This is a genomic window from Paenibacillus sp. E222, assembly GCF_013401555.1.
GTDB lineage: Bacteria > Bacillota > Bacilli > Paenibacillales > Paenibacillaceae > Paenibacillus.
This window is the reverse complement of record NZ_CP058552.1, coordinates 5,958,363-5,983,740: the sequence shown is the minus strand read 5'-3', so window position 1 is coordinate 5,983,740 and position 25,378 is coordinate 5,958,363. Positions and strand designations below refer to the sequence as shown.

25 protein-coding genes are annotated in these 25,378 nt (G+C 47.2%); 16 read left to right on the top strand and 9 right to left on the bottom strand.

From position 1 onward, the window contains the following. The first annotated feature begins 89 nt into the window (after positions 1 to 89). Both HW560_RS26485 and HW560_RS26480 read left to right on the top strand, forming a co-directional pair. On the top strand, positions 90 to 641 hold the full coding sequence (locus HW560_RS26485) for a hypothetical protein (protein WP_109999877.1): 552 nt from the start codon (positions 90 to 92) through the stop codon (positions 639 to 641). Then, positions 641 to 1,270, top strand: coding sequence for a YdcF family protein (locus HW560_RS26480; RefSeq protein ID WP_179265927.1), 630 nt, complete (start codon positions 641 to 643; stop codon positions 1,268 to 1,270). The genes HW560_RS26485 and HW560_RS26480 overlap by 1 nt, the downstream gene beginning before the upstream one ends. A gap of 73 nt (positions 1,271 to 1,343) precedes the next feature. Here HW560_RS26480 and HW560_RS26475 read toward each other — a convergent pair whose 3' ends face one another. The 5 genes from HW560_RS26475 to HW560_RS26455 form a co-directional block, all read right to left on the bottom strand. Then, a complete protein-coding gene (locus tag HW560_RS26475) occupies positions 1,344 to 1,517 on the bottom strand; it encodes a hypothetical protein (RefSeq protein WP_177185674.1) in 174 nt (57 codons plus the stop codon). A 13-nt stretch (positions 1,518 to 1,530) separates the two neighbouring features. After that, a complete protein-coding gene (locus HW560_RS26470) occupies positions 1,531 to 2,325 on the bottom strand; it encodes a DUF4097 family beta strand repeat-containing protein (RefSeq protein ID WP_179265143.1) in 795 nt (264 codons plus the stop codon). 5 nt (positions 2,326 to 2,330) lie between these two features. Further along, on the bottom strand, positions 2,331 to 3,014 hold the full coding sequence (locus HW560_RS26465; protein WP_111619126.1) for a TetR/AcrR family transcriptional regulator: 684 nt from the start codon (positions 3,012 to 3,014) through the stop codon (positions 2,331 to 2,333). A 198-nt stretch (positions 3,015 to 3,212) separates the two neighbouring features. Further along, a complete protein-coding gene (locus HW560_RS26460; RefSeq protein ID WP_090896164.1) occupies positions 3,213 to 5,303 on the bottom strand; it encodes an ABC transporter ATP-binding protein in 2,091 nt (696 codons plus the stop codon). A gap of 12 nt (positions 5,304 to 5,315) precedes the next feature. After that, positions 5,316 to 7,061, bottom strand: a complete 1,746-nt coding sequence (locus tag HW560_RS26455) for an ABC transporter ATP-binding protein (RefSeq protein ID WP_090896166.1) — start codon at positions 7,059 to 7,061, stop codon at positions 5,316 to 5,318. Positions 7,062 to 7,591: 530 nt separating this feature from the next. Between HW560_RS26455 and HW560_RS26450 the strand changes: the two genes are divergently transcribed. After that, a complete protein-coding gene (locus tag HW560_RS26450; RefSeq protein WP_024630313.1) occupies positions 7,592 to 7,888 on the top strand; it encodes a HesB/YadR/YfhF family protein in 297 nt (98 codons plus the stop codon). A gap of 70 nt (positions 7,889 to 7,958) precedes the next feature. Further along, entirely contained in the window at positions 7,959 to 8,408 is a 450-nt protein-coding gene (locus HW560_RS26445; RefSeq protein WP_090896167.1) for an NUDIX domain-containing protein, read from the top strand. Between the two features lie 125 nt (positions 8,409 to 8,533). On the opposite strand, the gene HW560_RS26440 is transcribed toward HW560_RS26445, so the two are convergent. From HW560_RS26440 to HW560_RS26430, 3 genes are all read right to left on the bottom strand, one after another. Further along, complete coding sequence (locus tag HW560_RS26440; protein WP_179265142.1) at positions 8,534 to 9,049, bottom strand: ADP-heptose synthase; 516 nt, start codon at positions 9,047 to 9,049, stop codon at positions 8,534 to 8,536. Positions 9,050 to 9,234: 185 nt separating this feature from the next. Beyond that, positions 9,235 to 9,678, bottom strand: coding sequence for a DUF441 domain-containing protein (locus HW560_RS26435; protein WP_090896169.1), 444 nt, complete (start codon positions 9,676 to 9,678; stop codon positions 9,235 to 9,237). 5 nt (positions 9,679 to 9,683) lie between these two features. Continuing rightward, entirely contained in the window at positions 9,684 to 10,682 is a 999-nt protein-coding gene (locus tag HW560_RS26430) for a YpdA family putative bacillithiol disulfide reductase (protein ID WP_090896170.1), read from the bottom strand. Positions 10,683 to 10,858: 176 nt separating this feature from the next. Between HW560_RS26430 and HW560_RS26425 the strand changes: the two genes are divergently transcribed. The 6 genes from HW560_RS26425 to HW560_RS26400 all read left to right on the top strand — a co-directional run bounded on the left by HW560_RS26425 (position 10,859) and on the right by HW560_RS26400 (position 16,084). Next, positions 10,859 to 11,452, top strand: a complete 594-nt coding sequence (locus tag HW560_RS26425; protein WP_090896171.1) for a DUF2087 domain-containing protein — start codon at positions 10,859 to 10,861, stop codon at positions 11,450 to 11,452. Positions 11,453 to 11,944: 492 nt separating this feature from the next. Further along, positions 11,945 to 13,024, top strand: a complete 1,080-nt coding sequence (gene rsgA / locus HW560_RS26420; RefSeq protein ID WP_179265926.1) for a ribosome small subunit-dependent GTPase A — start codon at positions 11,945 to 11,947, stop codon at positions 13,022 to 13,024. Between the two features lie 56 nt (positions 13,025 to 13,080). Beyond that, positions 13,081 to 13,419 carry a L,D-transpeptidase gene (locus HW560_RS26415; protein WP_079346840.1) on the top strand — a complete coding sequence of 113 codons (339 nt, stop codon included), beginning with the start codon at positions 13,081 to 13,083 and terminating at the stop codon, positions 13,417 to 13,419. A 66-nt stretch (positions 13,420 to 13,485) separates the two neighbouring features. Then, positions 13,486 to 14,025, top strand: a complete 540-nt coding sequence (locus HW560_RS26410) for a GNAT family N-acetyltransferase (RefSeq protein ID WP_179265141.1) — start codon at positions 13,486 to 13,488, stop codon at positions 14,023 to 14,025. A gap of 182 nt (positions 14,026 to 14,207) precedes the next feature. Beyond that, the gene (locus HW560_RS26405; RefSeq protein ID WP_179265140.1) at positions 14,208 to 15,683 is read left to right on the top strand and encodes an aldehyde dehydrogenase family protein; all 1,476 of its coding nucleotides are present in this window, start codon (positions 14,208 to 14,210) and stop codon (positions 15,681 to 15,683) included. Between the two features lie 248 nt (positions 15,684 to 15,931). Then, positions 15,932 to 16,084, top strand: a complete 153-nt coding sequence (locus HW560_RS26400; protein WP_177185675.1) for a hypothetical protein — start codon at positions 15,932 to 15,934, stop codon at positions 16,082 to 16,084. 124 nt (positions 16,085 to 16,208) lie between these two features. Here the strand turns inward: HW560_RS26400 and HW560_RS34090 are convergent, their stop codons facing one another. Then, positions 16,209 to 16,448 (bottom strand): hypothetical protein, encoded by a 240-nt coding sequence (locus HW560_RS34090; protein WP_024630323.1) that lies wholly within the window; start codon positions 16,446 to 16,448, stop codon positions 16,209 to 16,211. A gap of 423 nt (positions 16,449 to 16,871) precedes the next feature. Between HW560_RS34090 and HW560_RS26395 the strand changes: the two genes are divergently transcribed. The 6 genes from HW560_RS26395 (at position 16,872) to HW560_RS26370 (ending at position 25,352) form a co-directional block, all read left to right on the top strand. After that, entirely contained in the window at positions 16,872 to 17,192 is a 321-nt protein-coding gene (locus HW560_RS26395) for a hypothetical protein (protein ID WP_090896181.1), read from the top strand. Between the two features lie 56 nt (positions 17,193 to 17,248). Continuing rightward, complete coding sequence (essC, locus tag HW560_RS26390) at positions 17,249 to 21,253, top strand: type VII secretion protein EssC (protein ID WP_179265139.1); 4,005 nt, start codon at positions 17,249 to 17,251, stop codon at positions 21,251 to 21,253. Positions 21,254 to 21,269: 16 nt separating this feature from the next. Continuing rightward, entirely contained in the window at positions 21,270 to 22,100 is an 831-nt protein-coding gene (locus HW560_RS26385; RefSeq protein ID WP_090896189.1) for a hypothetical protein, read from the top strand. A gap of 6 nt (positions 22,101 to 22,106) precedes the next feature. Continuing rightward, complete coding sequence (locus tag HW560_RS26380) at positions 22,107 to 22,655, top strand: WXG100 family type VII secretion target (RefSeq protein WP_063566322.1); 549 nt, start codon at positions 22,107 to 22,109, stop codon at positions 22,653 to 22,655. A 194-nt stretch (positions 22,656 to 22,849) separates the two neighbouring features. Beyond that, the gene (locus tag HW560_RS26375; protein ID WP_017689071.1) at positions 22,850 to 23,125 is read left to right on the top strand and encodes a WXG100 family type VII secretion target; all 276 of its coding nucleotides are present in this window, start codon (positions 22,850 to 22,852) and stop codon (positions 23,123 to 23,125) included. Between the two features lie 157 nt (positions 23,126 to 23,282). Beyond that, complete coding sequence (locus tag HW560_RS26370; RefSeq protein WP_179265138.1) at positions 23,283 to 25,352, top strand: serine/threonine-protein kinase; 2,070 nt, start codon at positions 23,283 to 23,285, stop codon at positions 25,350 to 25,352. Positions 25,353 to 25,378 lie beyond the last annotated feature (26 nt).

The window sequence follows — 25,378 nt, the reverse complement described above, 5'->3', positions numbered from 1 at the left end:
GCTGAACTTGAATGTTGGTCTATGTTTCGTTACCATAGAGGGACGTTGGAATGGAACGTATTGTACGGAGATAAAGGGGGCGCTCGCTTATGCAAAATACAGACATGCAGCATGGTGACATGCTGGACAGCGAACACTCCAGAGAATTGTTTGCATATTACGGATTGGCTGTATATTATGGACAGGCGCTTGAACAGCAACTGGTCAATCTGATTTTATTAATGAAAATGTCTCAGGGCAAGGTTGTTTCCGAAGAAGATCTGGAAGATCTGTACGAACGGAAGATGAGCAGTTCACTCGGACAACTCATTCATGAGGTGCGCCATCATTTTACCTTTTCGGAGGAAGAGACTCGGCAGTTGAATGAATTATGGAAGCAGCGTAATAGCATTGTACATCACTATTTCAAGGAACGAATTCATGAGACATTCAGTCCTGAAGGACGATCACGCATGATCAAGGAGCTGGAAGATTTCAAAGACCGTGCACAGGAACTAGAGATTAGTCTTCAGCAGTACACGGGTGCCTGGATTGCAGAGCTGGGGCTGGATGCTGAATCCGCGGCGGCGCTGCAGACACTCGAACGTATGCATGCAGAGAGCATGCACGCCCGGGCACTGGAAGAGGATGAATCATTGTGATGGAAGGCAAGTCCCGTACACGTAAAATAAAAAGCAGGCACTGGCTGATAATCTCCATTGTATCGCTCGTGTTGCTTGGGGTCATATGGACGATAACTACGGCCTCGCTCATCTGGGCCTACACCGATGATGAATCATCCAGACAGAGTGATGCAGCCATCATCCTCGGTGCAGCCGTAGAAGGGGACAACCCTTCACCCGTATTTCGCGAACGTATTGAGCATGCCATCGTATTATATCGCCAGGGGACGATCAGCCATCTGCTCTTTACTGGTGGTTCTGGCAGTCCAGGTGAGCGTGCCGAAGCCGAAGTAGGACGAGATTATGCTGTTGCACATGGTGTAGATCCGGCAGATATTCAAATGGAGACAGAATCGAGAATTACAGAGGAGAATCTGGTGAATTCACTTAGCGTTGGAGAACAGGCGGGATTTCACACCTACACCATTGTAAGTGACCCGTTACATATGAAACGGGCGATGAAGCTCGCTAAGGGACTTGGCATGCATGCTGTTCCGTCCCCAACACGAACGACGGCTTACCAGACCTGGCGCAGCCAATTTCCTTTTCTGGCAAGAGAAACGATATTATATATGGGATATATGGTCAAAGGATGGATAGATGGATAGACAATCCGCAGCAGCACGGAAAGTGACTGGACTGCGCGATTGTCTTTTTTTTGCGCATGTTGATGCGGCGTTTCTATGTTCCGGGATAGTTAATCGCTGCGCTAATCAGCGCAGCCACTCCAAAACCGATGAACCACCAAGGCCAGCGCAGATGATTGTTTTTACGTATACCAACGAACAAATTGATAATCCCCGCAAGTAATACCACGGTAGCCAAGCTGCTGCCAACGATCCAGCCGATGCTCATATGTTTACCTCCTCTATGTGGAATGGTATGAAGAGCTCCCTATGGTAAGCTTCCCACCTCTGACTTCTGCTTGAAATGGATAAGTACCGTTACGATACGTATGTTGATTATGAATGGATTGAAGCGGAAGATCACTGCTGAAGCGGCCTCCGGCCTGCTTGAAGTCTAACTTGAATCCATCGTTTTCTGGTGGGATTCGCACCTCAACGTTACAACCTGTGGAGAGACTATCCAGAGATTGAAGTGTCGTTGAGGATTGAATGGTGAGTTGGCTACCTGTCACTTTCGATTGAATATGGGTGAACTGACCGGATAACTGAACAGGTGAAGAAGTGGCTTGCAGTTGCATATGTTCTGCACGGAGGTCTGTTGCTGTAACTCGACTTCCCACTGATCGTAGACAGATATGATTGGCATGGCCAGATAAGGTGAGCTTGCCTGATGTACAGTGACAATCCCATTGTTCGGAAGAAACGTTACTCACAAGAAAGTGGGAACCAACTCCGTTGATCGACAGTCTTTTCAAGACCGCAGGCGGCAGTACAATGTGGAGCGATGTGCGGTGGAAGTTTATGCCCAGCGGAAAAGCTTGTTTTCGTCCATCGATCAGATGTAATAAACCATGGCTGACGTTAGCTTCAAAACATCGAATTCTTGGAAAACGGGCGGAGCCCCATTGAGTAACACGGATAACCGATTCTGTACCTTGGCTGATATGCACTTCGCCTTGCATCCATTCCAGAGAAAGGGTGAGAAGGGGTTCTTCGGACAACCATTCTTTGCAAATCATATGTCTATTAGGATTCAAATTGGTTACCCCTCATTTCTGTCATCGTCTTCATTCAGAATAGGATAAGCACCCATGGCAGCATGTTGATCTAGAATACGTTCAATTAGTGATTCACTTACAATATCGGCACCAAGCATGTTCATCAACCGCTGTAAAAAATAAAGACGTTGCTTTGTTTCGCTCGAATTGCGGCCGAACAGTGTTGGATTAATCCATATATTGACCAGCATCATGAATACTTCTGCACAAGCTTCGGGATCCTCGGAATGGATAGATCCATCTGTAATGCCTTCACGCAAAATCGCTGCAATCACCGGTGCATCAATCCGCACAGCCTGTTGAATCCCTCGTACAATGAACACTGGATTTTTGATTTGGGTTCGAAGTACGTGATCCAGTGAATGGGCCTGTGGATCAGAGACGACATGCTCCAAAATCTGAACTAACTTCTCTCGTGCTGGTGTGGTCGATGTATTTGTAATTAAATGATCCAGCATCTGAGCGGAATAGTTAAACTGTTGTTCGATGACCGCGTCCAGTATTTCCTCTTTGGATCTAAAGTGATGATACACGGCTCCCTTGGACATGCCTAGGGCAACAATGATGTCCTGAATACTCGTCTTTTCAAATCCTTTATCTGTGAATAACTGCGCAGCGACGTTCAGAATCTGCTGTACCGTCTGTTCAGGGTGCTTGTTTCTGGCCATAATAACCTCCTTATATTTTAGATACCGACCGTTGGTATGTATAATACAGAGAGATGTTTCCATTGTCAATAAGAGGAAATCAGAAGAGCTGAATACATGAATGAAATCTAAAAATAAAAAACCGATCTGCCGCAGACCAAGAGGTCCGCGGGCATATCGGTCGGTGTTAAAGTATATTTGCAATTTTTCCCGTTTTACTTACACGCCGCCTCCAGCAAAGGAGGAAGTGGTTCGAATGGCCTCGCCCAGTGGGTTGTTTTCATTCGTATCCGGTGCTGCTTGGGCACCTTGCTGTAGCTGATACATCTGAAAATAGCGACCTTTCAGTTCCATCAATTCATCATGTGCACCTTGTTCAACGATCCGTCCGCGATGCAGGACTAGAATCTGGTCTGCTGAACGAATGGTGGACAGACGGTGGGCGATGATGAAAGTGGTCCGTCCTTTTTTGAGGACTTCGAGCGCATTTTGAATTAATGCTTCTGTTTCGGTATCAATATTCGCCGTAGCTTCATCGAGAATCAGGATGGCTGGATCGAATGCCAGTGCACGAGCAAAGGAGATCAATTGCCGTTGTCCGGCAGATAATGTGCTTCCTTTTTCGATAACCGGCTCGTCGAATCCTTGCGGTAGATGGGCGAGAATTCGCTCAGCACCTACATCGCGCAGCGCCTGCTCAATCTGTGCACGAGTAATCTGTTCATCTCCGAGACTGACATTGGAAGCCACGGTACCGGTGAACAGGTACGGGTCTTGCAGTACAATGCCCATATGTTCGCGAATCCACTGTTTAGGCAGATCCTTCACGTTCTGACCGTCAATCGTGATCTTGCCCTTCTGTGGATCATAGAACCGGAACAGCAGGTTGATGATCGAGCTTTTACCGGAACCGGTATGGCCAACCAGCGCGACCGTTTGACCTTGTGAGGCTTTAAACGAGATGTTGTTTAGCACATAATCTTTTTTATAGGCAAAAGATACATCGTCAAACACAACATTTCCTTTGTACCTCGGCATCGAGCCATCGGTTACCGGTTCACCTTTCTCATCCATCAGTTCAAATACACGTCCGGCGGATACCATAGAGGAGTCCAGGTTCGCGAGTTGGTTCACCATACCTGTAATTGGCTGGAACAAACGTCCTAGAACGTCAACGAATGCATACAGTACACCAAGCGAGATGATACTCGTGCCGTCCAGCACACTAGAGCCGAAGTACCACAGGACAACGGCAAAAGCCATATTCCGCAGGACGTTAACCAGGTTGTGTGAGGTGAAAGCGTTCAGGTTGAGCATTTTGTTCTGGTGTTTCATATAATCATCATTCAGATCCTCGAATTCCTGCTTGGTCTGTTTCTGATGACGGAATACCCGGATAATGGACATCCCCTGAATGGACTCGTTAATAATCGCATTAATTTCACTCAGACGTGAACGAATGATCGTGTTGTACCGGGTTGCGATTTTACGATAAAGCACAATCCACAGAACCAGCATCGGCACAACGAACAGCGAGATCAATCCGAGGCGGAAATCCAGCAGGAAGAGCGCAACGTACACTCCAGTAATCGTAATGATGCCAGAGAAAAAGTTCGACAGAACGGCAACGAACAGATCCTTGACGGCTTCGGTATCGTTGGTGACCCGAGAGACCACTTTACCTGCGGGCAGGTTGTCGAAAAAATGTACGGGCAATCGCTGGATGTGTGCATACACATCGTTACGGAGTCTTTGAATGACTTTGTTGGCAGATGATTGTAACCAGTATGTTTTACCAAACTCCATAATGACTGAGATGACAAGGAAGATCATGTAATACACAATCAGCTGATAGATGCTTGGCATCTCCGGTTTGTAAAAGGCAAAGAGTTCACCAGCGGATAAAGGCACCGCCGCATATTGACCCGTCACTTCGCCTGCGCGTGTAACCGTCAGTGTTCCGTCCGCGTATGTTCGATCCCCATCGGGGGCACTAACGGGTTCATTTACAAAATAAAAACTTCTACCGGCTTGCAGTACGCGTACTTCGGTACCTTTCGTTTCTTCCGGTTCAAACCGGCCTTCACGTTTGTAGTTCTTTCCATTGTAGACCGCTGCTTCGCTAGAAGCAGTAGTCTCATAGAAAGGCTGCTCAATAGCAAGCAAATGATTGTCGATCATGGACTTGGCGATGAAAGGGCCGGCAAGCTCGGCGGCAACTCCAATCGTAAGCATAATTAAAGCGGCAATAAACGTGCCTTTGGCTTTTAGGGCATATTGAAGCAGCCGTTTGCCTGTATTAGACTTCAAAGCGTTAACCTCCTACGTGGACAAATTAGACTCCACCTGCTGCCGTTCATACTGTTCACGGTACCAGCCGTTCATAGCAAGCAGTTCCTGATGGGTTCCTTCTTCCGTTATTTTCCCGTGCTCCAGTACAATGATTCGGTCTGCGTGTTCAATAGCGGACAGGCGGTGAGTCGAGATCAGCGTTGTTTTGCCCGAGCGTTTGCTGCGTATATTTTCGATAATTTTGGCTTCGGTTCGTGCATCGACGGCAGATAAAGCATCATCCAGAATCAAAATGTCCGGATCGGCGATAAAGGCACGTGCCAGCGATACCCGCTGTTTCTGTCCACCGGACAGCGCAATTCCTTTTTCACCAACGAGTGTGTCCAGACCATCGGATAAAGTGCCCAGATCTCCGTCAAAGGCTGCGGTGCGAATCGCTTCCATAATCACATTATCATCAGCACCAGGCTTACCGAATTGAATGTTCTGACGGACTGATTTGGAGAACAGCACCTGTTCCTGTGGAACATATCCAATCCAGCTGTGCAGGTCGTCTTTGGCGATATCCTGAATCGGATGACCGGAGATGCTTAATTTACCCGATCCAGCCGGGTATTCATGAAGCAATTGTTTGAGCAGGGTGGACTTGCCGCTACCTGTACGTCCCACGATCCCCAGTGTCTGCCCACGTCGAAGTGAAAAGCTGACATGACTGAGATTGTCGACAGTAGAACTAGGATAACGGAAGGTAACATCCTGCATGGCGATCTCTTCCGGATTAGGAATATGAGCAGGCTGCTCAACATCTTTCACGGCAGGTTCTACAGATAGCGTTTCGTTAACACGATCGAGTGAGGCACTGCCACGCTGCATCAGGTTAATCAATTCGCCAATTGCAAACATTGGCCAGATCATCATCCCCAGGTACATATTGAACGATACGAGATCCCCTAGGGTAATTTCATTATGAAAAACAAGATAAATGCCGTAGGCAAGTGCAATCACATAACTGAGTCCGACACATAACCGGATGGTAGGTTCGAACAGTGCATCCATCTTGGCAACGGCCAGATTTTTGCGGTACACATCTTCGGTGACATCGGCGAATCTTTTCTCGTCCAGGCGTTCCTGAACATAGGCACGCACGACTCGAATGCCGGCAATAGATTCAAGCACCTGATCGTTCATATCCCCGAATGCATCCTGTGCCAGTGTGTATCGTTGATGGACGGCTTTACCATAGATCATCATGGCGATGGCGATAAAGGGCAGAGGCAGAATTGCGGCCAGGGTCAGTTTCCAGCTAACCAGAAAACCCATGGCGAATAATACGGTTGCCAGAAAAGCAGTGGAGTCGGTTAACGTCAGCATGCCGAAGCCTGCTGTGGTGGCAATGGAACGAAGATCATTGGTGGCACGTGCCATCAGATCGCCAGTTCTGTTCTTCTCAAAAAAGGGCGGAGTCATCCGCAGCAAATGGTCCATAAAGCGTGACCGCAGCAAACGTTCAACCAGATTGGCACCGCCAAACAGTTTGTGCATCCATATGTACGTTGTCAGATAAATAATGATGACCGATCCTAGAATAAGTAAAATGTAACGTGTAAGTGAAGCGCCGGTGATGGAACCGCGTACAATCTCGTCAATAGCGTTGCCCAGAAGACGAGGTGGCAGCAGTTCAATGATGCCCACCATAATAAGCAAGGTGACACCAATGAGGTATCGTTTGCGTTCCAGCCGGAAAAACCAGGCCAGATTTTTAAGTACAGAGAACAAGTGGTATCCCTTCCTTTCAAGTTCGTGAAATGCATGTCCCGTTCATGTTTAGCCATTTGAGCCCACAAAAAAAGACATACCGCACGCAGGCGGTATGTCTTGAGTATCATTCATACGGCAGCATGGCTCCGAGAGCAGAGCCACCACCGTAGATAAAGTTCGATTGTGAGAGTACAAAACAGCAAACCTGACTAGAGGCTTCTGTGATGCTGTCTTATGAACGGAATAACGATTTCATGGGTGCTCCGGTATTTAGTTGTATGTTGAATTGATGTAGATCGTCATTGTTAAACACCGTAATCACCCTTTCTTTTTTGGTAATAAATTGCATGTGGATCTCGTATGTTTGCATCTTAACACCGACTTTTACAATCTGTCAAACGTTTTTCCAAAACAGAAGATGCTGCCATTGTGATGGAATTATGACAAGTGAATGAACTTTTTTTGCGTATTTGGGGTGGTTGAGGTTTGTAATCAGGCCATTGTAGCGATATGATGGAACATATATATAGAGAAGGAGCTGACACCAAATGAGTACCATACATGTATCTGACCGCGCTGCTCGCTGGTATAAGGAAGAACTGAATTTGAACGAAGGAGACAGCATTCGATTCTTCGCCCGTTATAGCTCCGGCGGAGGTCTTCATCCTGGCTTCTCCCTCGGAATCGCCGTGGAGGAACCGAGACATCCTGCTGATCAAACGAAGGTATCGGGTATCCAATTTTTTATGGAAGATCATGATTACTGGTATCTGAAGGGTCATCAACTTCATGTAGATGTTGTTGAAGAAGGACAGGATATCGAATATCGCTACACTGAGATTTAACGTGATATCTCCGCGTATATAGAATGGCTCATCACCGGTCGCACAATTTTCGAACAGGAGGAGATACGACATGAATCCGCCAGCCCGAGATTTGGCCCAGTATATCGCGAATCGCTCTCATATAGTTGTTAAGGCGGCGGTTCGGGCCGAGAATGAACAAGGTGAATTATTGCTGATCCAGCATGCTGAACACGGACATTGGCGTATTCCTGCGGGACAGATGCGCCCGGGAGAAGCCATTGAGGACACCGCGCACAGGGAACTGTGGGAAGAGACGGGGTGGACCACCAATCATATGATACTTGAAGGTTTGCATTCCGGTCCGAATCTGAGACATTTGCATGCCAGTGGGGATGAAGAATATTTTGTCATTGCCATGTTCAGGGCACAAATTGTTCAGGATTCTCTCGTCGAATCACGAGTAAATAGCGAAGCGGGGCTGAAGTTTTTTGATCTCAAATCATTGCCCAGGCTGAATGATCTTAGCCGCTTGCTGCTAAGATCTTCCGGAATTGAATAAACGCAACAAAGAAGACGCCTTTCCTGACGGGAAGGCGTCTTCTTTGTTGCGACAATCAGCAATCTATGGATCGATATCCATGAGTACGATGATCATTCTTGTGAGCGATCTGGTTCCCGTCATAACTAGACTTGATCAAGCGGTTCTTCATCATCCATCGCAAAATCAAAATCGTCAATATCGAAGACTTGCACAGGAGATGCCGATTCAATAATACGAGCGATCAATTCGACCTGGTCGGTAAGGATAGGGATATCCAGACGCTGCGAAGTGAGCAGCAGTTCGGTCTCAATGGGATCAAAATATTCACCATATTGTGCGGTATCAACTGCATTAACAATGGCAATGGAGACCTGATCACCAAACAAAATGGACGGACTTTTGGCCCAGGGAACCGCCAGGGCGCGCTCTATTTTTTTCTTATTCAACGGTTCTTCAAAATAAGAAATCATTTCGTTAATCTTGGATTTCACATGCTGGTCATCTGCCGGATTATCCATCAAAGGGTCAGGGGTGGTCTGAAATTCATATAACTCCAGGATGGTGGTGTAAGGAACAATATATTCAACAGGCGCCGGCGGCGCGAGTAATTGACCGTAAATTGCCACCATCACGGCTTCTGTAACAAACTGACGTGACATGGGTTCCTGAATCCTCCTGCGGCCATTAATAGTTGCGAGGTATATCCATTTTCTTTTGTATGAAGGAACATCCAATTGATTTCTCTGCTATGGACTTGGGTGCTTGAATTGCATGAATAGAAGTATATCATACAACGGTGGGAAAAACAGCCAGTCAGCAGAAGGGTGTCAAGGCCCAACTTTGATCATGATTTTCCGAGCAGTAACGATAAAATTCCTGCTGCAATCAGGGGACCGACCGGTACACCCTTGAACAAGGCAACCCCAAGCACTGTACCAATAAGCAGCCCGGCAACGACGGTAGGCTGTGTACTCATCAGCGTAGCTCCTCGTCCTCCCAAATGGGCGACAAGTAATCCTACACCAATGGCGAGCAGCGATTTCCAGTGGAGAAAAGACTCTCCAATCGTCTGCAAACTGATCTTGCCGCTGGCGAGAGGTGCCATAACACCAATGGTCAGGATGATAATACCGATCGTAAGTCCGTACTTTTCCAGCCAAGGAAAAGTCTGATTTAGGTTCAGCACCCGCAGCAGCAACAGAAATACCATCGCTACGGTTACGGGTGTATTACTGCTGATAATACCTAACGCGGCAAAAACGAGCAACAGCAGTGAAGTCATATCCATTGATTTCATTCCCCTTCGGTCTGCCCGCGATGCCGACCAACGATATGTTCAGCAATATATCTTCCATGCCAGCGCCCGGATTCAATAAACACTTCGTTGGCATTGCGCCCTGATGCGATTACTCCGCCAACGTAAATGCCTGGTACGCTGCTTTCCATTGTCTGCGGGTCATATACCGGTTTATCCATATCCTCAGACATCTCCACACCTACGGAAGAAAGCAGCTTGCGGTCAGGACGGAATCCGGTCAAGGCCAGCACAAAGTCATTGTCGAGTTCACTTGAGGATCCATCAGAATGGAGCAACCGAATGGAATCATCCAAAATTTCATTTACACGTGAGCCAAGGTGAAGTGAGATTTTTCCTTTTTGAACCATGCTTTCGAACAATGGACGAACCCATGGTTTAATATGTTCCGAAACACCGCTCCCACGATAAACCATGTCAATATGTGCGCCGACACGAACCAGTTCCATCGCAGCATCGACAGCTGAATTACTACCTCCAATAATGGCGACACGTGTGCGTGTGTAAGGATGAGCTTCACGGAAATAATGAGTGACTTTATCTTTGTCTTCTCCGGGAATGCCAAGATAGTTAGGGTGGTCAAAATAACCAGTAGCCACAACGACATTTCGTCCTTCATGAACGATTGCCTGCCCACGCCGATTGACCGTATGTACCTCGAACGTGCCATCGTCTTTGCGTTTGATTTCTTGGGCTTCTTCATAGTTATGAACACGCAGGCCGAAATGTTCGGCTACCTTGCGATAATAGGCGAGTGCCTCGTAACGAAAAGGCTTGTCGTTCGGTGTACTGAACGGAACATTCCCGATCTCAAGTAATTCGGCTGTACTGAAAAACTGCATATGGGTTGGATACAGATAAATAGATTGGACGATATTGTACTTCTCAACAATTACTGCGGACAGTCCCAGCCGTTCGCATTCAATGGCAGCAGACAGACCGCATGGGCCTCCGCCGATAATAATGACATCTTCCATGTTCTTAATCCTCCTTATTTCAAGCACTATAATCCTACCGTAAATATGGGTTTAATGCCAGTTCAAGAAGGATAAGAAAGTAAAGAAATGATCCTGACCTTAAGGAATTGACTTAAGAGAGGGAAAAGACTAATATCAAATTAGATGATCATCTAAACGAAAGTGAGTTGAGCGAAATGCAACTGGAGAAGATTGTGGCTTACCATAAAGCTTTGGCTGATCCAACCCGGCTTCGGATGCTGCTGCTGTTATCTCAGGGAGAACTTCATGGGCAAGCGCTTGCCGAGAAGCTTAACTTGTCTCAGCCAACCGTTACACATCATGCATCCAAACTAAGAGAAGCGGCGCTAATCAAGGAACGCAGAGAGAAAAATACGGTGTTTTTCTCGCTCAATCCCTATTTTATCAGGGAGCATGCGCAAGCTTCAGTTGATTTTATTTTTAGACAAGAGGAGGTTGCCGATATGAGTGATGTGAATGAGACGCTGAAGGCATCCGTGATGCGTAATTTCTTCTCGAAGGATGGACGATTGCGTCAGATCCCGGCTCAATATAAGAAAAAGCTAATTGTACTGGGTCATTTGGTAGAGCAGCTGGAATTCGGACGGAAATATACGGAGAAAGAGATCAATGCATTCATTCAAAACTATCATGAGGATTTTGCCACTATTCGTCGGGAGTTTATCATGCACCAGTTCATGTACCGGGAAGATGGGATCTATGAACTGAATCCGAAGGAGATGTGGACTCGCTGGGATCAAGTAAAGTAAGTAAAAAAAATAAACTTGACAAGAGCGGTTGAAGCTGTGTAACATGATGGATAATTCTACAAGGGAGGCGATGTTAAATGACAAATCTAATGGCAGTATACGTTAATTTGAATATGAACAGCGTCTCCGGAACGGATCAATGCATGTAATTTTACGGCAGTTGGGCAGTATTGTTCGCAATATTGTCCATATGTACGTAACACAGAATAACATGCACAGATGAAGCCACGGGTGACGTACCCGTGGCTTTTTGTATGCCGAAAATGGGTTGTTTCTGGATAACGAGTGTCGGATTGTCGTATTGATGTGTCCGATATGAATGCCATAAAAACAATCTTTCGTTCGGCTAACTTCTTATTGCCGCGGGTGAAGTGCTGCTCGTGGCTTATTTGGTTTTGATGCCGGACCGGAGCGTTCATTGTTGATTGTTGTTAATGTCAATGAAGGATAACACACCATTTATCGGGAGGAATTTTTATTTTGAATAACACGATGGAGAAATACGGCTGGTCTGCAAAGTGGCAGGAGCTGTGGCAGCAGACGGGTATGGAAGAACAATTAAGAAAACCGGCAAGAATTATTGCGGATCACGGGCAATTGCTTCGCCTGATTACGGCTGAAGGAGAATGCTGGGGACGGGTATCCGGGCGGATGCGACATGATCATGAGGAGACTGGCATTGTACCAGCCGTTGGGGATTGGGTCGCTACTACAGGGCAAGCTGGAGAAGAAGCCATCATTCACAGCATTGTGCCACGTCAGAGCAGGGTATCCAGACAAGCCGCTGGTCCAGTGACCAAAGAGCAATTGATTGCGGCGAATGTGGATACATTACTGATTGTTGCCGCTCTTAATCATGATTTTAATTTGAGACGGCTCGAAAGATACATTATGATGGCCTGGAATGGTGGAGTCAGACCTGTCATCATTCTAAGTAAAAGCGATCTGAGCGAGAATGTGGAAGACCAAATTTCACTGGTGGAAGGCATCGCTCCTGGGATTGAAGTGTTGGCCATATCGGCTGTTCAGGATCAGGGCAAATCTTTACTTGAAAAATTTCTGTCTCCAGGCACAACGGTTGCCTTGACGGGTTCATCCGGTAGTGGTAAGTCTACCCTGGTCAACTGGATGATGGGCGAGAGTGTACAGCTTACGCAGGCCGTTCGTGAGGACGACAGCCGCGGACGTCATACGACCACTCATCGGGAAATATTTGTACTGCCGCAGGGAGCGGTATTGATTGACACACCGGGAATGCGTGAACTCAATCTTTGGGATGAAGGTCAGGATGGTTTGTCACATGCTTTTGGTGAAATTGAGCAACTTGCTGCGGAATGCAGATTTCAGGATTGCACACATACCCGGGAAGCCGGCTGCGCTGTAAAGGAGGCTATTCAGGAAGGTTCATTGGATGAAAAAAGGCTGGGCAACTACTTGAAAATGCAGAAGGAACTGAAGTTTCAGCAGCGCAAGGAACAGGCGGCATCCAAACGACGGACCGCTTCAAGCAAACCCGTCAGCTCTCGCAAACCGAAACATGTCCGCAGTACAAAAGACTGGGAAGAGGCCTGAGACCAGGCGGGCATCCCTCTATATCCTGCATAGGATAGATCAGGAGGGATGCCATCATGCCAGATTACAGCATCATCGTGGACCTGTCGGATCATATGTTATATCTTTTGGATGGCTCGCAGGTGGTTAAGGGTTATCCTGTCGCTATAGGCAAGATGCTCACGCAGACGCCTAACGGCGTGTTTACGATTATTAACAAACAAGAGAACCCTGGAGGGCCATTTGGTGTTCTTTGGATGGGGTTGTCGGCGCCGCATTATGGGATTCATGGAACCAATGATCCTTCATCCATTGGCAAATCCGTTTCTCATGGGTGCATACGTATGTATAACTCGGATGTGCTGGACCTTTCTTCGAAAGTGTCAGTGGGCACACAAGTAACGATCCGGCCCTAGGGCCGGATTTATCTGAAGAAGGGGATCGTATAGTCACGGCTTGGCCGAGAGAAAGGGAGTAATAACATGCAAATCAGACCAGCGCGTGAAGGGGATGCAGAAGCCGTAGCCCATGTACATACAGAGAGTTGGAAGACGACATATCGAGGGATCGTGCCGGATGATTTTTTGGACAATCTGACTACGGAATCAAGGTTGTCCCAATGGGAACGAAATATCCGTTCTGGCGAAAAGGATCAGATTCTGGTGGTGGCTGAGCAGGAAGATGGGAAAATTGTCGGATTCGCCTGCGGTGGAAAGGAACGTGAAGGCAAATTGCCTTACGATGCTGAGTTGTATGCTATTTATTTACTGAAAGAAGTGCAACAAACGGGTATCGGCCAGCAGCTGGCGAGACACGTCGTTCGTTATCTCCTTTCGCTGGATATGAGGAACCTGTTGATTTGGGCACTGGAGCAAAATTCAGCCTGTCGTTTCTATGAAAAAATGGGCGGAACTCCTGTCCAAACCCAGCATATCCGGATTGGCGGTCAAGATCTGTTAGAGGTGGCTTATGGCTGGGAAGACTTGACTCTTTTTGGAGAGAAGACGGTGCCCGGGAGTTGAAGGAGTAAACATTTGGCTGAGTAAGTTGAGCATTGAGGAGCTTTTTTCTATCAATACTTTTCCCATCAAAAGATGAAAGGATTCATCTCTCCTTCACGTTTGCGCAATCCTTAACAAGGTTAATGAACTACTACACAGCTTTGAGGTGAGACATTCAATCTTGTTTGGGAGGCGTTATTCAGATGACTTTAATGGAGACAGAACATACAACATGGACGAAACAATTTATTAATGGCGAATGGGTAGAAGGCTCCGGCGAGAAAACAGTGGAAAATAAAAATCCTTACACGGGAGAGGTCATCGGAACGTGGCGATCCTCGAACAAGGAAGATATAGATCGAGCATATAAGGCGGCTCAAAAGAGTTCGGTGGAATGGAAGCAGTCTCTGCCGGCGGTTAAAGAAGGTGTACTCCGCAAAGTTTCGGCTCTAATGGTTGAGCGCAAAGAGGAAATTATAAAATTGTTGATTACGGAATCCGGGAGCACACGCATCAAGGCCGAGTCGGAGTTTGCTTCTGCGAAACGGATTGTGGATGAAACAGCTTCGTTCCCATATCGGATGAAGGGGGAGATTCTGCCTTCAAATACATCCGGGAAAGAGAATCGTGTTGTGCGGGAACCCAAGGGAGTTATCGGCGTGATCGGCCCTTGGAATTTTCCTTTGCACCTGTGTCTGCGTTCCGTAGCCCCGGCTATTGCTTTGGGTAATGGAGTCGTTATTAAGCCTGCGTCTGATACTCCGATTACGGCTGGTTGGCTTATTGCTGATCTATTTGAGCAGGCTGGATTACCTGAAGGTGTACTGAATGTGGTAGCTGGGAGCGGGAGTGAGATTGGAGATTATTTTGTAGCGCATCCGGTACCCAAAGTCATTTCCTTTACAGGCTCCACAGAGGTGGGGCAGGGCATCGGCAAACTCGCGGGTGAGCAATTAAAAGAAACTGCGCTTGAACTTGGGGGGAACAATGCGATGATTGTCCTGAAAGATGCGGATATCGAACGTGCTGCAGAGTCTGCGGTGTTCGGTAAATTCCTGCATCAGGGGCAAATCTGTATGGCACTTAATCGTATTATTGTACATGCTGATATTTACGATAAGTTTGTGAAGTCCTTTGTCGCCAAAACGAAAAAAATTCAGGCTGGTGATCCTTCGGATGCCCAAACGCTGGTAGGTCCGCTCATTCGTGAGAAGGAAGTGGAGCGCCTGCTGGACTTGATTAAGGGAGCCCAGGCGGAAGGAGCAAGATTGCTGCTCGGTGGTACGAGCAAAGGCAGTGTGCTGGAGCCCACCGTACTTGCGGATGTGAAACCGGAGCAGCATATCGTGCAACAGGAATTGTTTGGACCTGTCGCGGTATTAATGAAAGCGAAGGATGAGCAGGAGGCCGTGCGTTTGGCGAATGATACGCCTTATGGATTGAGCGGCTCTGTATTCACCGGAAATCTGGAAAGAGGGTATCAAGTGGCCCAGCAGATTGAATCGGGCATGGTGCATGTAAATGATCAATCCGTGAACGATGAGGCGCATGTGATGTTTGGTGGTGAGAAATCATCGGGTATTGGTCGTTTTGGTGGCGATTGGGCTATTGAGAAGTTCACACGGACTCGCTGGATCAGCATTCAGCATCAATATCGGGAATATCCGGGAGTGCGATAATTCGACAGTGAACATGGATTAGAGAACACTTTATTTTATAATCAGATAGGGTTCGAGAAAGAGTGACAAAGATTGCGCAAAGTCCGCCTCAAGCTTGATATGGCGGTCTTTTGCATGTTTTTACACGTTTGAAAAATAGGTTGGAAAATGGTGTGAAAAAGCTGTTTGGCATACCTGTAATCTGGTTATTTATGGATACACGGGCAGAACAGATCCGTAAATCCAATAGGTAAAGGGGCCTGAACTTCATGTCCATTGACCGTTTCATTCTGAGAAAGCTGAATACTTGTGAGGAAGAAAACACACGTGATAACCTGGTTCGGTTGTTTGTCATTCGAATCCAAAAGGCCGAGATGGAAGAAGAACACGAGAATGCTTATGTCGTCAGCAGATTGCATTAGAAATAGATAAAAGGATTCGGTATACGAAAAAGGAAGCTTGTCCTTAACGGCAAGCTTCCTTTTCCTTATGTTCGCGAATAAATGAATTCGCAGTTTCCAAGTTGAATGAAACAACTGACTCATCTTAATAAAGGGATAAGGCGAGGGAGTCATTTTCGCTACGGCTGTGAAGAATGGCTTCACCACCGACAATCTCAATACTAATCAATGATTGCAGACATTTCTGTAAAGCACGTTTACCATTGCTAATCTTATGCTCAAGGGCACTGCTAAGCAATCGGAGTGTCTTTTGCACAGGTTGTTTGTTTTCTTGATTGAAATATACAGGGATTGATTTGTTTTGAAAAGTTATTAGTGTTCTCACTAGAAATCACCTCACGAGAGTTATTTCTTACTGGTTATATTAAATTCCAATGCTTAAAATTACCTTAAAATCAGCTTATGAAAACATAAAGGTGTGCAATGTTTGAAAAGTGTTCACAATTCAATTGTGGGCGAAGCATTAAAAAGTCCCGAAAAATCAGTTTACAGATTCCATATATATGGAAGAAAGACGTACAGTTTCGCATGTTTGCAATAATTAACGTGACTACTGCCACGAAAGTTCTGAGTCGAATGGACGATATTTTAATATATACGTGGGTCATATGTAACAAAATTACAGGTTGCACATTGCAAACAGGGTGTTTATGTAAGAAAATAGGGATGGAATAGCGTTTCATCTGCATTTTTTTGATTTAATTTGACACTAGGACAATTTACATATGAGACCATGGGAGGGATTATTTTGATTCTTACCGTGTATTCCGGTCGGGAGGAAGGCGAGTGGTTCGACATCGAGGTACCGGATGAATGTACTATTGAACATCTGAAGACATTGCTGGGAGTCCGTATTTTCGGTCAGGCACCGGGAGAGGGCATTCAGTACATCCTTGAAGCCAAATTTCCGGAAGGATTGTGGTTCTCGCCACAAAACTCACAACAGTTAATGGAAACAGGGCTGCGTCAAGGAAGTTGTGTACGGGTCCAGCGGGCGTTTTCCACCACTTCTGAAGAAGCGCCGGTGTATGGAAGACGTTCATTGTTTCAGCAGGACAGCAACGAATGAACAATCTAAACGTATATATTGTTTACGGCAATGAAATATAAGGAGGTCTTCTCTTCGTGAATGTGTTATATCAGCGTTCTCCAAGAATGACACCGGTTCTCAAGGAAGAAAGGCTGGAAATTCTGAGGCCTCCGGCAGAACCAAACAAACCTACATTTTCAATGATTTCTATTATTGTACCGATCATGATGACGATGGTCAGCATCGGTTTCTACGTATATATCAATATGAGCGGCAAAATGAATAATCCCAATTATATGATGTTTCAGATGATGACGGTTATGATGATGCTTACTTCATACACGATTCCGTTTTTTGTATATCTGAGCAACAAGAAGTCCTATCGCAAAAAGTTGGAAGAGCGTACTACCATGTATCGTGCACAACTGGAGAAACATCGTGTAGAGCTGAAGGAAGCTCAAGCGGAGCAAGTGAAGAGTCTGTATGAAATTCATGGGGATCCCAATGTATGTCTTCAGTTGGTGAAGAATCGCAACAGTTCGTTATGGGAACGTTCCCCAGAAGATGATGACTTCTTGCAGGTGCGAATCGGCACAGGTGAAATTCCGTTTCGAATCAAACTTCAGGTTCCTCGTGTGGACGGTTATGAAAAGGATGAGTTAATTGAAGCGGCTCATGAATTGGCAGCTGAGTTCGAGACGGTGCCCGAAGCATCGATTACACTGCCTTTATTTCAGTCGAAAGTGATGGGGTTGGTCGGCAATCGTGAGGAAGTACTCGCTTCATTGCGCGTAATTATTTCACAACTGACCGTCCGTCATTCACCGGATGAATTAAAGATTGCTGCCTTTTATGAAGAAAAGGAATCAAAGGAATGGGATTGGCTGCGCTGGTTGCCCCACATTTGGGATGAAGATCAGGGACAACGCTATATGGCCGACAGGCACAGCGGTGCGCATCAATTGGCGGACAGCTTGTTTTCCGTGTTGAACCGACGGCGCAATAATAAGGAAGATCGCTACAAGAAAACGGTGCAAACTCCATGTTATGTGGTGGTTCTCTCGGATACGCAATTAATAGAAGAAGAGCCGTTGCTTCCCCTGCTGCTGGAATCAGCTCAGGAGATCGATGTATGTACCATCATATTGGCAAACCGTAAGGAATCGCTACCCATGCATTGTCAGTTGATTATGGAGGCTTCCAAAGGCAAGGGGCTTTATATCAAAAAAACCGAGGATGCTGACGTGATCAGGCAAACATACACGCCAGATGTGATTTCCAGAGAGTCCGCAGAGGCGCTCGCGCGTTATATGTCACCGATTCGTCTGAAACGATCATCCGCTTCGGATATACCTCAGGTGCTTCCGTTGTTCGACATGTTAAGCACATCACGAGTAGAGGATCTGGATGTGGTCACACGCTGGAGCCAGACACGATACCCGGACACACTTCCCGTACCTATGGGCGTGCGAGCTGGGGGCAAGAAAATTGCGATTAACTTACATGATAAAATTGAACGCCAGGGGCACGGCCCGCATGGTCTGATCGCAGGGACAACGGGTTCAGGCAAAAGTGAAGTCATCCAGTCAATTGTGGCTTCTCTGGCTGCCGAGTTCCATCCACATGATCTGGCCTTTATGTTGATTGACTATAAGGGTGGAGGCATGTCGAATACATTTGTGGGCTTGCCTCACGTCGTCGGTACGATCACCAATCTGGATGGGAATTTGATTGAGCGAGCCAATGTTTCACTGCGGGCCGAACTGGTCAGAAGGCAAAAAATATTAAATGATGCGGGAAATCTTCAGCACATTGATGAATATTACAAAATTCTGCGTTCCAGACATGAACAGCCGTTGCCGCACTTAGTTATCATCATTGACGAGTTTGCGCAATTGAAGCGGGATCAGCCGGAGTTCATGGATGAATTAATCAGCATAGCGGCCATCGGTCGGACACTGGGTGTACATCTTATATTGGCAACTCAGAAGCCTGCAGGTGTGGTCGATGATAAAATCTGGAGCAATTCGCGTTTCCGTATCTGTCTTCGCGTTCAAAGCGAAGGGGATAGTCGGGATATGATCAAAATTCCGAATGCGGCCTGGATCACCAAGCCGGGTCGTGGATATTTCCAGGTAGGCAGTGATGAAGTATTTGAGGAAATGCAATTCGCCTGGAGCGGTGCGCCGTATAATCAGCAGGAAGATACAACGACGGTACTGCCTGTTATGGAAGTTCGTTTGAATGGGAAACGGGAACCACTCTTGACTGGAGAGCGCAGGGCTGTGCTCAAAGGGGAGGATGTGCCCAAGCAGCTTCAGGTATTTATTGATTATGTGGCAGAAGTGGCGGCAAAGGCGGGGATCACTAGATTACCGGGACCCTGGCTGCCACCCTTGCCTGAGACACTCGAATGGGAAAGCCTTAACGACTGGCAGGAAGAAGAGAACCGTGAGGTATTGCTTGACGGCGGTGCCAGTGGCCTGAAACCTGTGGTTGGCCTGCTGGATGATCTGCCTAATCAACGACAGCAGCCGCTCGCACTTCCGGTGGATCAGGGACATCTGGTGGTATACGGTATGCCTGGTCTGGGAAAAACGACGTTTGTTCAAACCTTGCTGATGTCACTGGCCCGTTCTAAACGGGCTGAGCCTTGGAATGGCTATATTATTGATATGGGCCGGATGATGAAGGATTTCGCAGGTTTGCCTCAGATTGGTGCGGTAATGATGTCTGAAGAGGAAGATCGAATCAAGCGGTTATTCCGGTATATTCTAAAACTGTCTGCACAACGCAAAGACATGATCTCCGAAGCGGGAGTTAAGACGATATCAGCCTACCGTCGCACAGCCCATGCAGCCGTTCCGCAAATTTTAGTTGTTATCGATGGTTATCTTTCTTTCCGAAATGCGTATCCGGAGGAGAATGAACTTCTGGAAACGATCCTTCGTGAAGGCGGCAGTCTAGGAATCACATTTATTCTCACGGCCAACCGTGTTACGGATGTATTTGAGAAATTCAGAAGCAATATTCCAAATGCGGTTTCGTTTGAATTATCTGATCCAAGCGACTATTATTACGCAGTAGGTCGGCCGTCCAAGGCACCTAGCCAGCTTCCACCAGGAAGAGGACTGGTCAAAGGACAGGTTCCTCCATTGATGTTCCAGGCGGCTTTGCCGTCATCCGGCGCAGATGAAGGCAAGCGTTCCTCCGCTCTGCGCCACATGATTGCAGAGATCAGAGAAAGCTGGAACGGAGAAGAAGCGCCGCAGATTGCGCCGCTCCCAGAAGAGATTAAGCTCAAAGATGTGCTTATCCGTACAGGAACCTTCGGGCAAGTCGGAGACGTATCATCCTTAACAGTACCCGTAGGTTTGCTGACTGATGATCTGGAACCCTTCCAGCTGAATTTGCGTGAAGGGCCACATTTCATGGTTACGAGTCCGATGGAAGGTGGCAAAACGACATTTTTGCTGACCTGGATGTTATCACTTGCCTATCATGCGTCTCCTGAAGACGTGCAAATATGCACGGTAGATATGCGGTATGGTTCCGGCGGACTGGGGGAAATCAGCAGTTTGCCCCATGTCCGCGGACATGTATCCCGTGAAGAACAGCTTGCACCTGTGATCCAACAGTTGTACGATGAAGTTCTAAAAAGAGGCGAGTTAACCGGTGGACCGGAGATCGTTCTCGTTATCGACGATGCGGATACATTATCCAAACAATTAAATGATTTTAATGTGAAGGATCAATTGGGAGTGATCGTTCGTCAAGGCAGGGATCGAGGCATACATGTGATTCTGTCAGGAGTTCCGGCAGACTTTCCGACCTTTGGTTCTGACTGGGTGAGCGATGTGAAGGCTTCCCAGAGCGGATTGTTGTTCGGGACTTTAGACCCTAATGATCTCTCGTTCTTCCGTATACCTTATTCGGAATCCGGTGGGAGTTCCAATGGGCTGAAGGTACTGCCTCCGGGTCAAGGTTATTATGTAAAACGTAAATATTCCAGGGTTAAAGGTGCAATTCCATGTGATGGCACCTGGAATATGACTGATTGGATTTCTGAAATTCGTGACCGATGGCATGTTGTAGTTTGAGGGGAGGTGGCTCATAATGTTGACGGTTCATGATTCCAAGCAAAAGGTAGTCACTTTGCAAATAAAAGAGCTTTTTTTCCTGGCCGGGATTCTCGGTTCAGACCGATTGCTTGGCGTGGAAGATCCGTTCCGCGGATATATGGCGGAAGACATTGCTTTGGAGTGGGAACGTGTAAAAACATCCCTGCTTGACAAAGGATATCTGATTCAGGATCAGGACAGCAATGAGCTGATCATGACACCGACCGTTTTCTCCAGGGTAGCCATTGCGGGACTGTCCGACAGGGCTTGCTGGATTCGCTACACGCACAGCGGCAAGTCGTATGAAAGTTATGTGCACTGCACGGATGAACGAGTCGTTGAAGTATCCCGTGTTGCAGACGAACCGGATTCGTTCCGGCTGAGTGATTTGGGGAATGTTCGTGAAGCGATTGATTTTCTGATTCAACGGATGAATTGGAGTGGTCATTCTCCGGCGGAAAAACCGGCTCTGATGTGCTCCAAGAAAAAATTCTATGATGTGATGAATGATCTGAAGAACAAAGAATTACAGGTAGTGGCTGATGAGTTGGTACAAGAGACGAGCGATCCCGAGGGGTCACTTGCGCTTGCGCGCTGTCTGGTGAACAAGGAATCAGAAGGAGAACTGCGGTTGCTTGTATGGAACGGAGAAGGATGGAAATCACAGTCTGCGGCTTTTGCTGCAAGTACGGTATCCAACTGGCTGTTTCGCATGAGTACTGCGGCTTCGGATGATTGGCTTGTTGCAGCACTGACGACGAGAGAACAGTTTCACGAGATGCTGCTGGACTGGCTTAAACAGCCTGCAGGGGAAGAGGAAAGGTGATGGTAAATGCGCATTCGTGTGGAACCGGATGTGCTTCGGGCACTGAGCAGGCAGATTCAGTATGCGGCGGAGCAAATACAGCAAAAGATGACAGTATTGGATCAGGCCATTCATTCGCTGGAGTGGGATCTTGAAGCCCGCGCCGCGATTATGAATGAATGGAATCACAGCAAGCGACTCTGCGAAGCAGCAGTACGTCGTTTTATGGACTTGAGCGTACAGCTGGGACGCAAGGCCTTGTTATTCCAGCAGGTGGACATGGAGTATCGTACAGTGTTGAGTCATGTGAATACAGCCTATGGCAATGCAGTCAATATGTTGAATGTTCTTCAGACGGAGCGTGCAGGAGAGATTATGCCTGCGCATTCGGCAACTGCTGCTGTTGTATCCGATCCATTTTCCGCGGTAGCGGCAGTGTACCGTGTACAGGATGCTGCACCGCCTGATGGCTCACCGGCGACCCTGATTCAGGCCATGCAGCCTGAACCTGTGGCGTGGAGATTCACAGATCCCTCCTTTCGTGGGAGAAGAGGAACCGAACCTGTGGTTTCTTGAGCTCACGGAGGACAAGGCTGAATAAGCAAGACAGCAGAAAGTGATTTTTTTTATAAATAGTCTGTTAGGCGAAGTTTCGAATGCCAAAAATGGGGTAAATAGGATTAGGTCCTTCGGCTTTTGTCCGATCGATCCTTGTATAGTACAATTTGAACAAGCGAATTTAATTGCACAAACCAAGGAGGAATTTACAAATGGCAGGACGTATTTTAGTTACCCCAGAACAGCTTGATCAGGTTTCCAACCAATTTAAACAAAGCGGTGAGCAAAGTCAGCAAATCGTTTCTACATTGACTCAATCCATCACAAGCATGGAAGGACAATGGGAAGGTATGACGAAGCAACGCTTCTTCCAGGAATTCCAGGAAGCTAGCAAACAAATGCAATCTTTCGTTCAGACGCTGAATAGCATCAGCGCGGAACTGACGGCTATTGCCAACAAATTCCGTACGGCTGACCAAGCTCGCTAATCTGCGATACATAGTTCAGGCAGGTTCCATTTCCGAATTTGCCCAGAATCATATGCAGGAAGCAAGCTGAGGATTTACAACTACAGCAAAAACCGGGCGTTTTCACAACTCCCGGTTTTTGTTGCACTATGACAGAATGACAGAGAGAGGGATGAGCATGTCTTTTCAACCAAATCCCGGGGATGAAGTGGTGATTAACGACATTGCCTATATCATTGGGCAGCATCCGGCTGCACCTGGTCTGGCTTACGCCCAAGCTGGAAGGCAGGGTATCGTCTATCAGTTGTTACCCCGTGACGGTTCCATAAGTGGGGCCAAAGCACTAAAAGTATTTTTTCCTAAATTCCGTATCCCGGCTATGGTGTATCAGTCTGAGCATATGGAGTCTTATAGTGAACTGCCAGGTTTGCAGGTATGCAAGCGTGATGTGCTCACTCCGGAAAGAAACGGAGCGCTTATTGGAGAACATCCTGATCTGTTGTATGCGGTATTGATGCCGTGGGTACATGGTCTGACCTGGTTCGATGTAATCAGCGATCAGAAGCAGCTGACAGCAGAAGAAAGCCTGAAGCTGGCGAGAGCTCTAGCCGGGACCGGTTCTGCTATGGAGCAGCGTGGACTGGCTCATTGTGATTTGTCCGCACCCAATGTGATGATTCCGTTTTTTTCCGAAGTGGAGAACCTGAGAGGGGTTTCAGCAGTTGAACTGGTAGATGTTGAGCAGATGTATGGTTCCAGAATGGATCGTCCGGATGCATTGCTTGCCGGTTCACCGGGGTATGCGGCCCATCGGACAGTGCACAGTGGTTTGTGGAGTGCGTATGCCGATCGTTTTGCCGGAGCAGTTATCATTGCTGAAATGTTAAGTTGGTCTGATGCAGCGATTGTGGAGAAAGCATGGGGAGAAAGTTATTTTGACCAGCATGAAATGCAGACGGTAAATGAGCGTTATTATACCATGAGAGATTCGCTCCAGAAGCGCTGGGGCTCCAAGGTGTCGGATCTGTTTATTCGTGCCTGGGAGAGTCATGATCTCAGCAGCTGCCCTACGTTTGGGGAATGGTTTGTGGCGCTGGCTGCAGTGGATATCCATCTGGCAAGCGCAGCATTAGTTGAAGAATCTGAAGTCAAGACTTCAGACCAGACAAATGCAGTAGAGACGAACCAGATTATAGGGACAGGAGCAGCAAGCGGTATATCGGATAAACTGGGAAATACGGATCAGAACGTGTCCGCCGTGGAACCCTCACCTGGTCAGGAAGCGGTAGTCAATCGTCTGTTCCTTCAGGCGAGAGCATTAGAGGATGAAGGCAAACCGGCTGCGGCGCTCGAAGTGTATCGTTCATTACATCATTTCATTCCGGATAACAGTGCGATGCAGATGGAAGTTGAGGCTGCGATTCAAGAGCTGGACGCGAAGCTAAATCCCAAGCATGATGATGCAGCTCAGCCAGCCAAGATTCCTTTCTACAGATCCAAAAAGTTTATGATTTCTTCGGCGGTGCTGATTGTTCTCCTGGCTGGAAGCGTGCCAACGGTTAAAATATTGGCCGAGCAGGCCGAGGTTAAACAGAAGGAGCAGGAGGCGGCGGCCAAGCAGGCCGAGCTAAAGGCTGCGGAAGAGGCCGAAGCTGAGAGGGTGGCTGCTCTGAAGCAGCAGGAAGAAGAAAAGAAACAAAAAGCGGCAGATGCGGCAAAACTTGATGCTGAGGAAAAGAAAAAGCAGGCAGAAGCCAAGAAGAAGGAAGAAGAGCGCAAAGCACTTCAGGCCAAGTATGATAAGCAAGCGAAATATGAGGCTTATCTTGCCAAGCAGAAACAACAAAAGCTTGATGCAGCCAAAAAGGCTGAGCAGGAAAAGTACGACAAACAGGCGAAATATGAAGCTTATCTAGTCTGGAAAAAAGAAAATGATGCCAAAATTGCGAAGCAGGAAGCTGAGCGTAAGGCAGCAGCCGAAGCACAACGCAAACAGGAGGCAGCCCAGAAAGCTGCACTCAAGAAAAAACGTGCTCAGAATGTCGTCACACTGATTGCCCATTACAATAAAACATATAATGCGCAAAAAGGCAGAAAAATTGAGAATGCTGAATCGTATGCACGTGATTTTAAAAATCTGTACAACACCGATGCGACCTATTTCAAAGGTGTCGGTAAAGTGGCAGCACGAATGAATGCGATCAATAAATTCCTGAGCAATACGGATTATGCATTACCTAACTTGTAAAATAACGTGAACGACGGAGGTGACAC

Coding starts and splice junctions, on each gene's coding strand:
- HW560_RS26485 (WP_109999877.1), top strand. CDS start 90: ATGCAAAATACAGACATGCAGCATGGTGACATGCTGGACAGCGAACAC.
- HW560_RS26480 (WP_179265927.1), top strand. CDS start 641: ATGGAAGGCAAGTCCCGTACACGTAAAATAAAAAGCAGGCACTGGCTG.
- HW560_RS26475 (WP_177185674.1), bottom strand. CDS start 1,517: ATGAGCATCGGCTGGATCGTTGGCAGCAGCTTGGCTACCGTGGTATTA.
- HW560_RS26465 (WP_111619126.1), bottom strand. CDS start 3,014: ATGGCCAGAAACAAGCACCCTGAACAGACGGTACAGCAGATTCTGAAC.
- HW560_RS26450 (WP_024630313.1), top strand. CDS start 7,592: ATGAGTACCATACATGTATCTGACCGCGCTGCTCGCTGGTATAAGGAA.
- HW560_RS26445 (WP_090896167.1), top strand. CDS start 7,959: ATGAATCCGCCAGCCCGAGATTTGGCCCAGTATATCGCGAATCGCTCT.
- HW560_RS26440 (WP_179265142.1), bottom strand. CDS start 9,049: ATGTCACGTCAGTTTGTTACAGAAGCCGTGATGGTGGCAATTTACGGT.
- HW560_RS26435 (WP_090896169.1), bottom strand. CDS start 9,678: ATGGATATGACTTCACTGCTGTTGCTCGTTTTTGCCGCGTTAGGTATT.
- HW560_RS26430 (WP_090896170.1), bottom strand. CDS start 10,682: ATGGAAGATGTCATTATTATCGGCGGAGGCCCATGCGGTCTGTCTGCT.
- HW560_RS26425 (WP_090896171.1), top strand. CDS start 10,859: ATGCAACTGGAGAAGATTGTGGCTTACCATAAAGCTTTGGCTGATCCA.
- rsgA (WP_179265926.1), top strand. CDS start 11,945: ATGGAGAAATACGGCTGGTCTGCAAAGTGGCAGGAGCTGTGGCAGCAG.
- HW560_RS26415 (WP_079346840.1), top strand. CDS start 13,081: ATGCCAGATTACAGCATCATCGTGGACCTGTCGGATCATATGTTATAT.
- HW560_RS26410 (WP_179265141.1), top strand. CDS start 13,486: ATGCAAATCAGACCAGCGCGTGAAGGGGATGCAGAAGCCGTAGCCCAT.
- HW560_RS26405 (WP_179265140.1), top strand. CDS start 14,208: ATGACTTTAATGGAGACAGAACATACAACATGGACGAAACAATTTATT.
- HW560_RS26400 (WP_177185675.1), top strand. CDS start 15,932: ATGTCCATTGACCGTTTCATTCTGAGAAAGCTGAATACTTGTGAGGAA.
- HW560_RS26385 (WP_090896189.1), top strand. CDS start 21,270: ATGTTGACGGTTCATGATTCCAAGCAAAAGGTAGTCACTTTGCAAATA.
- HW560_RS26380 (WP_063566322.1), top strand. CDS start 22,107: ATGCGCATTCGTGTGGAACCGGATGTGCTTCGGGCACTGAGCAGGCAG.
- HW560_RS26375 (WP_017689071.1), top strand. CDS start 22,850: ATGGCAGGACGTATTTTAGTTACCCCAGAACAGCTTGATCAGGTTTCC.
- HW560_RS26370 (WP_179265138.1), top strand. CDS start 23,283: ATGTCTTTTCAACCAAATCCCGGGGATGAAGTGGTGATTAACGACATT.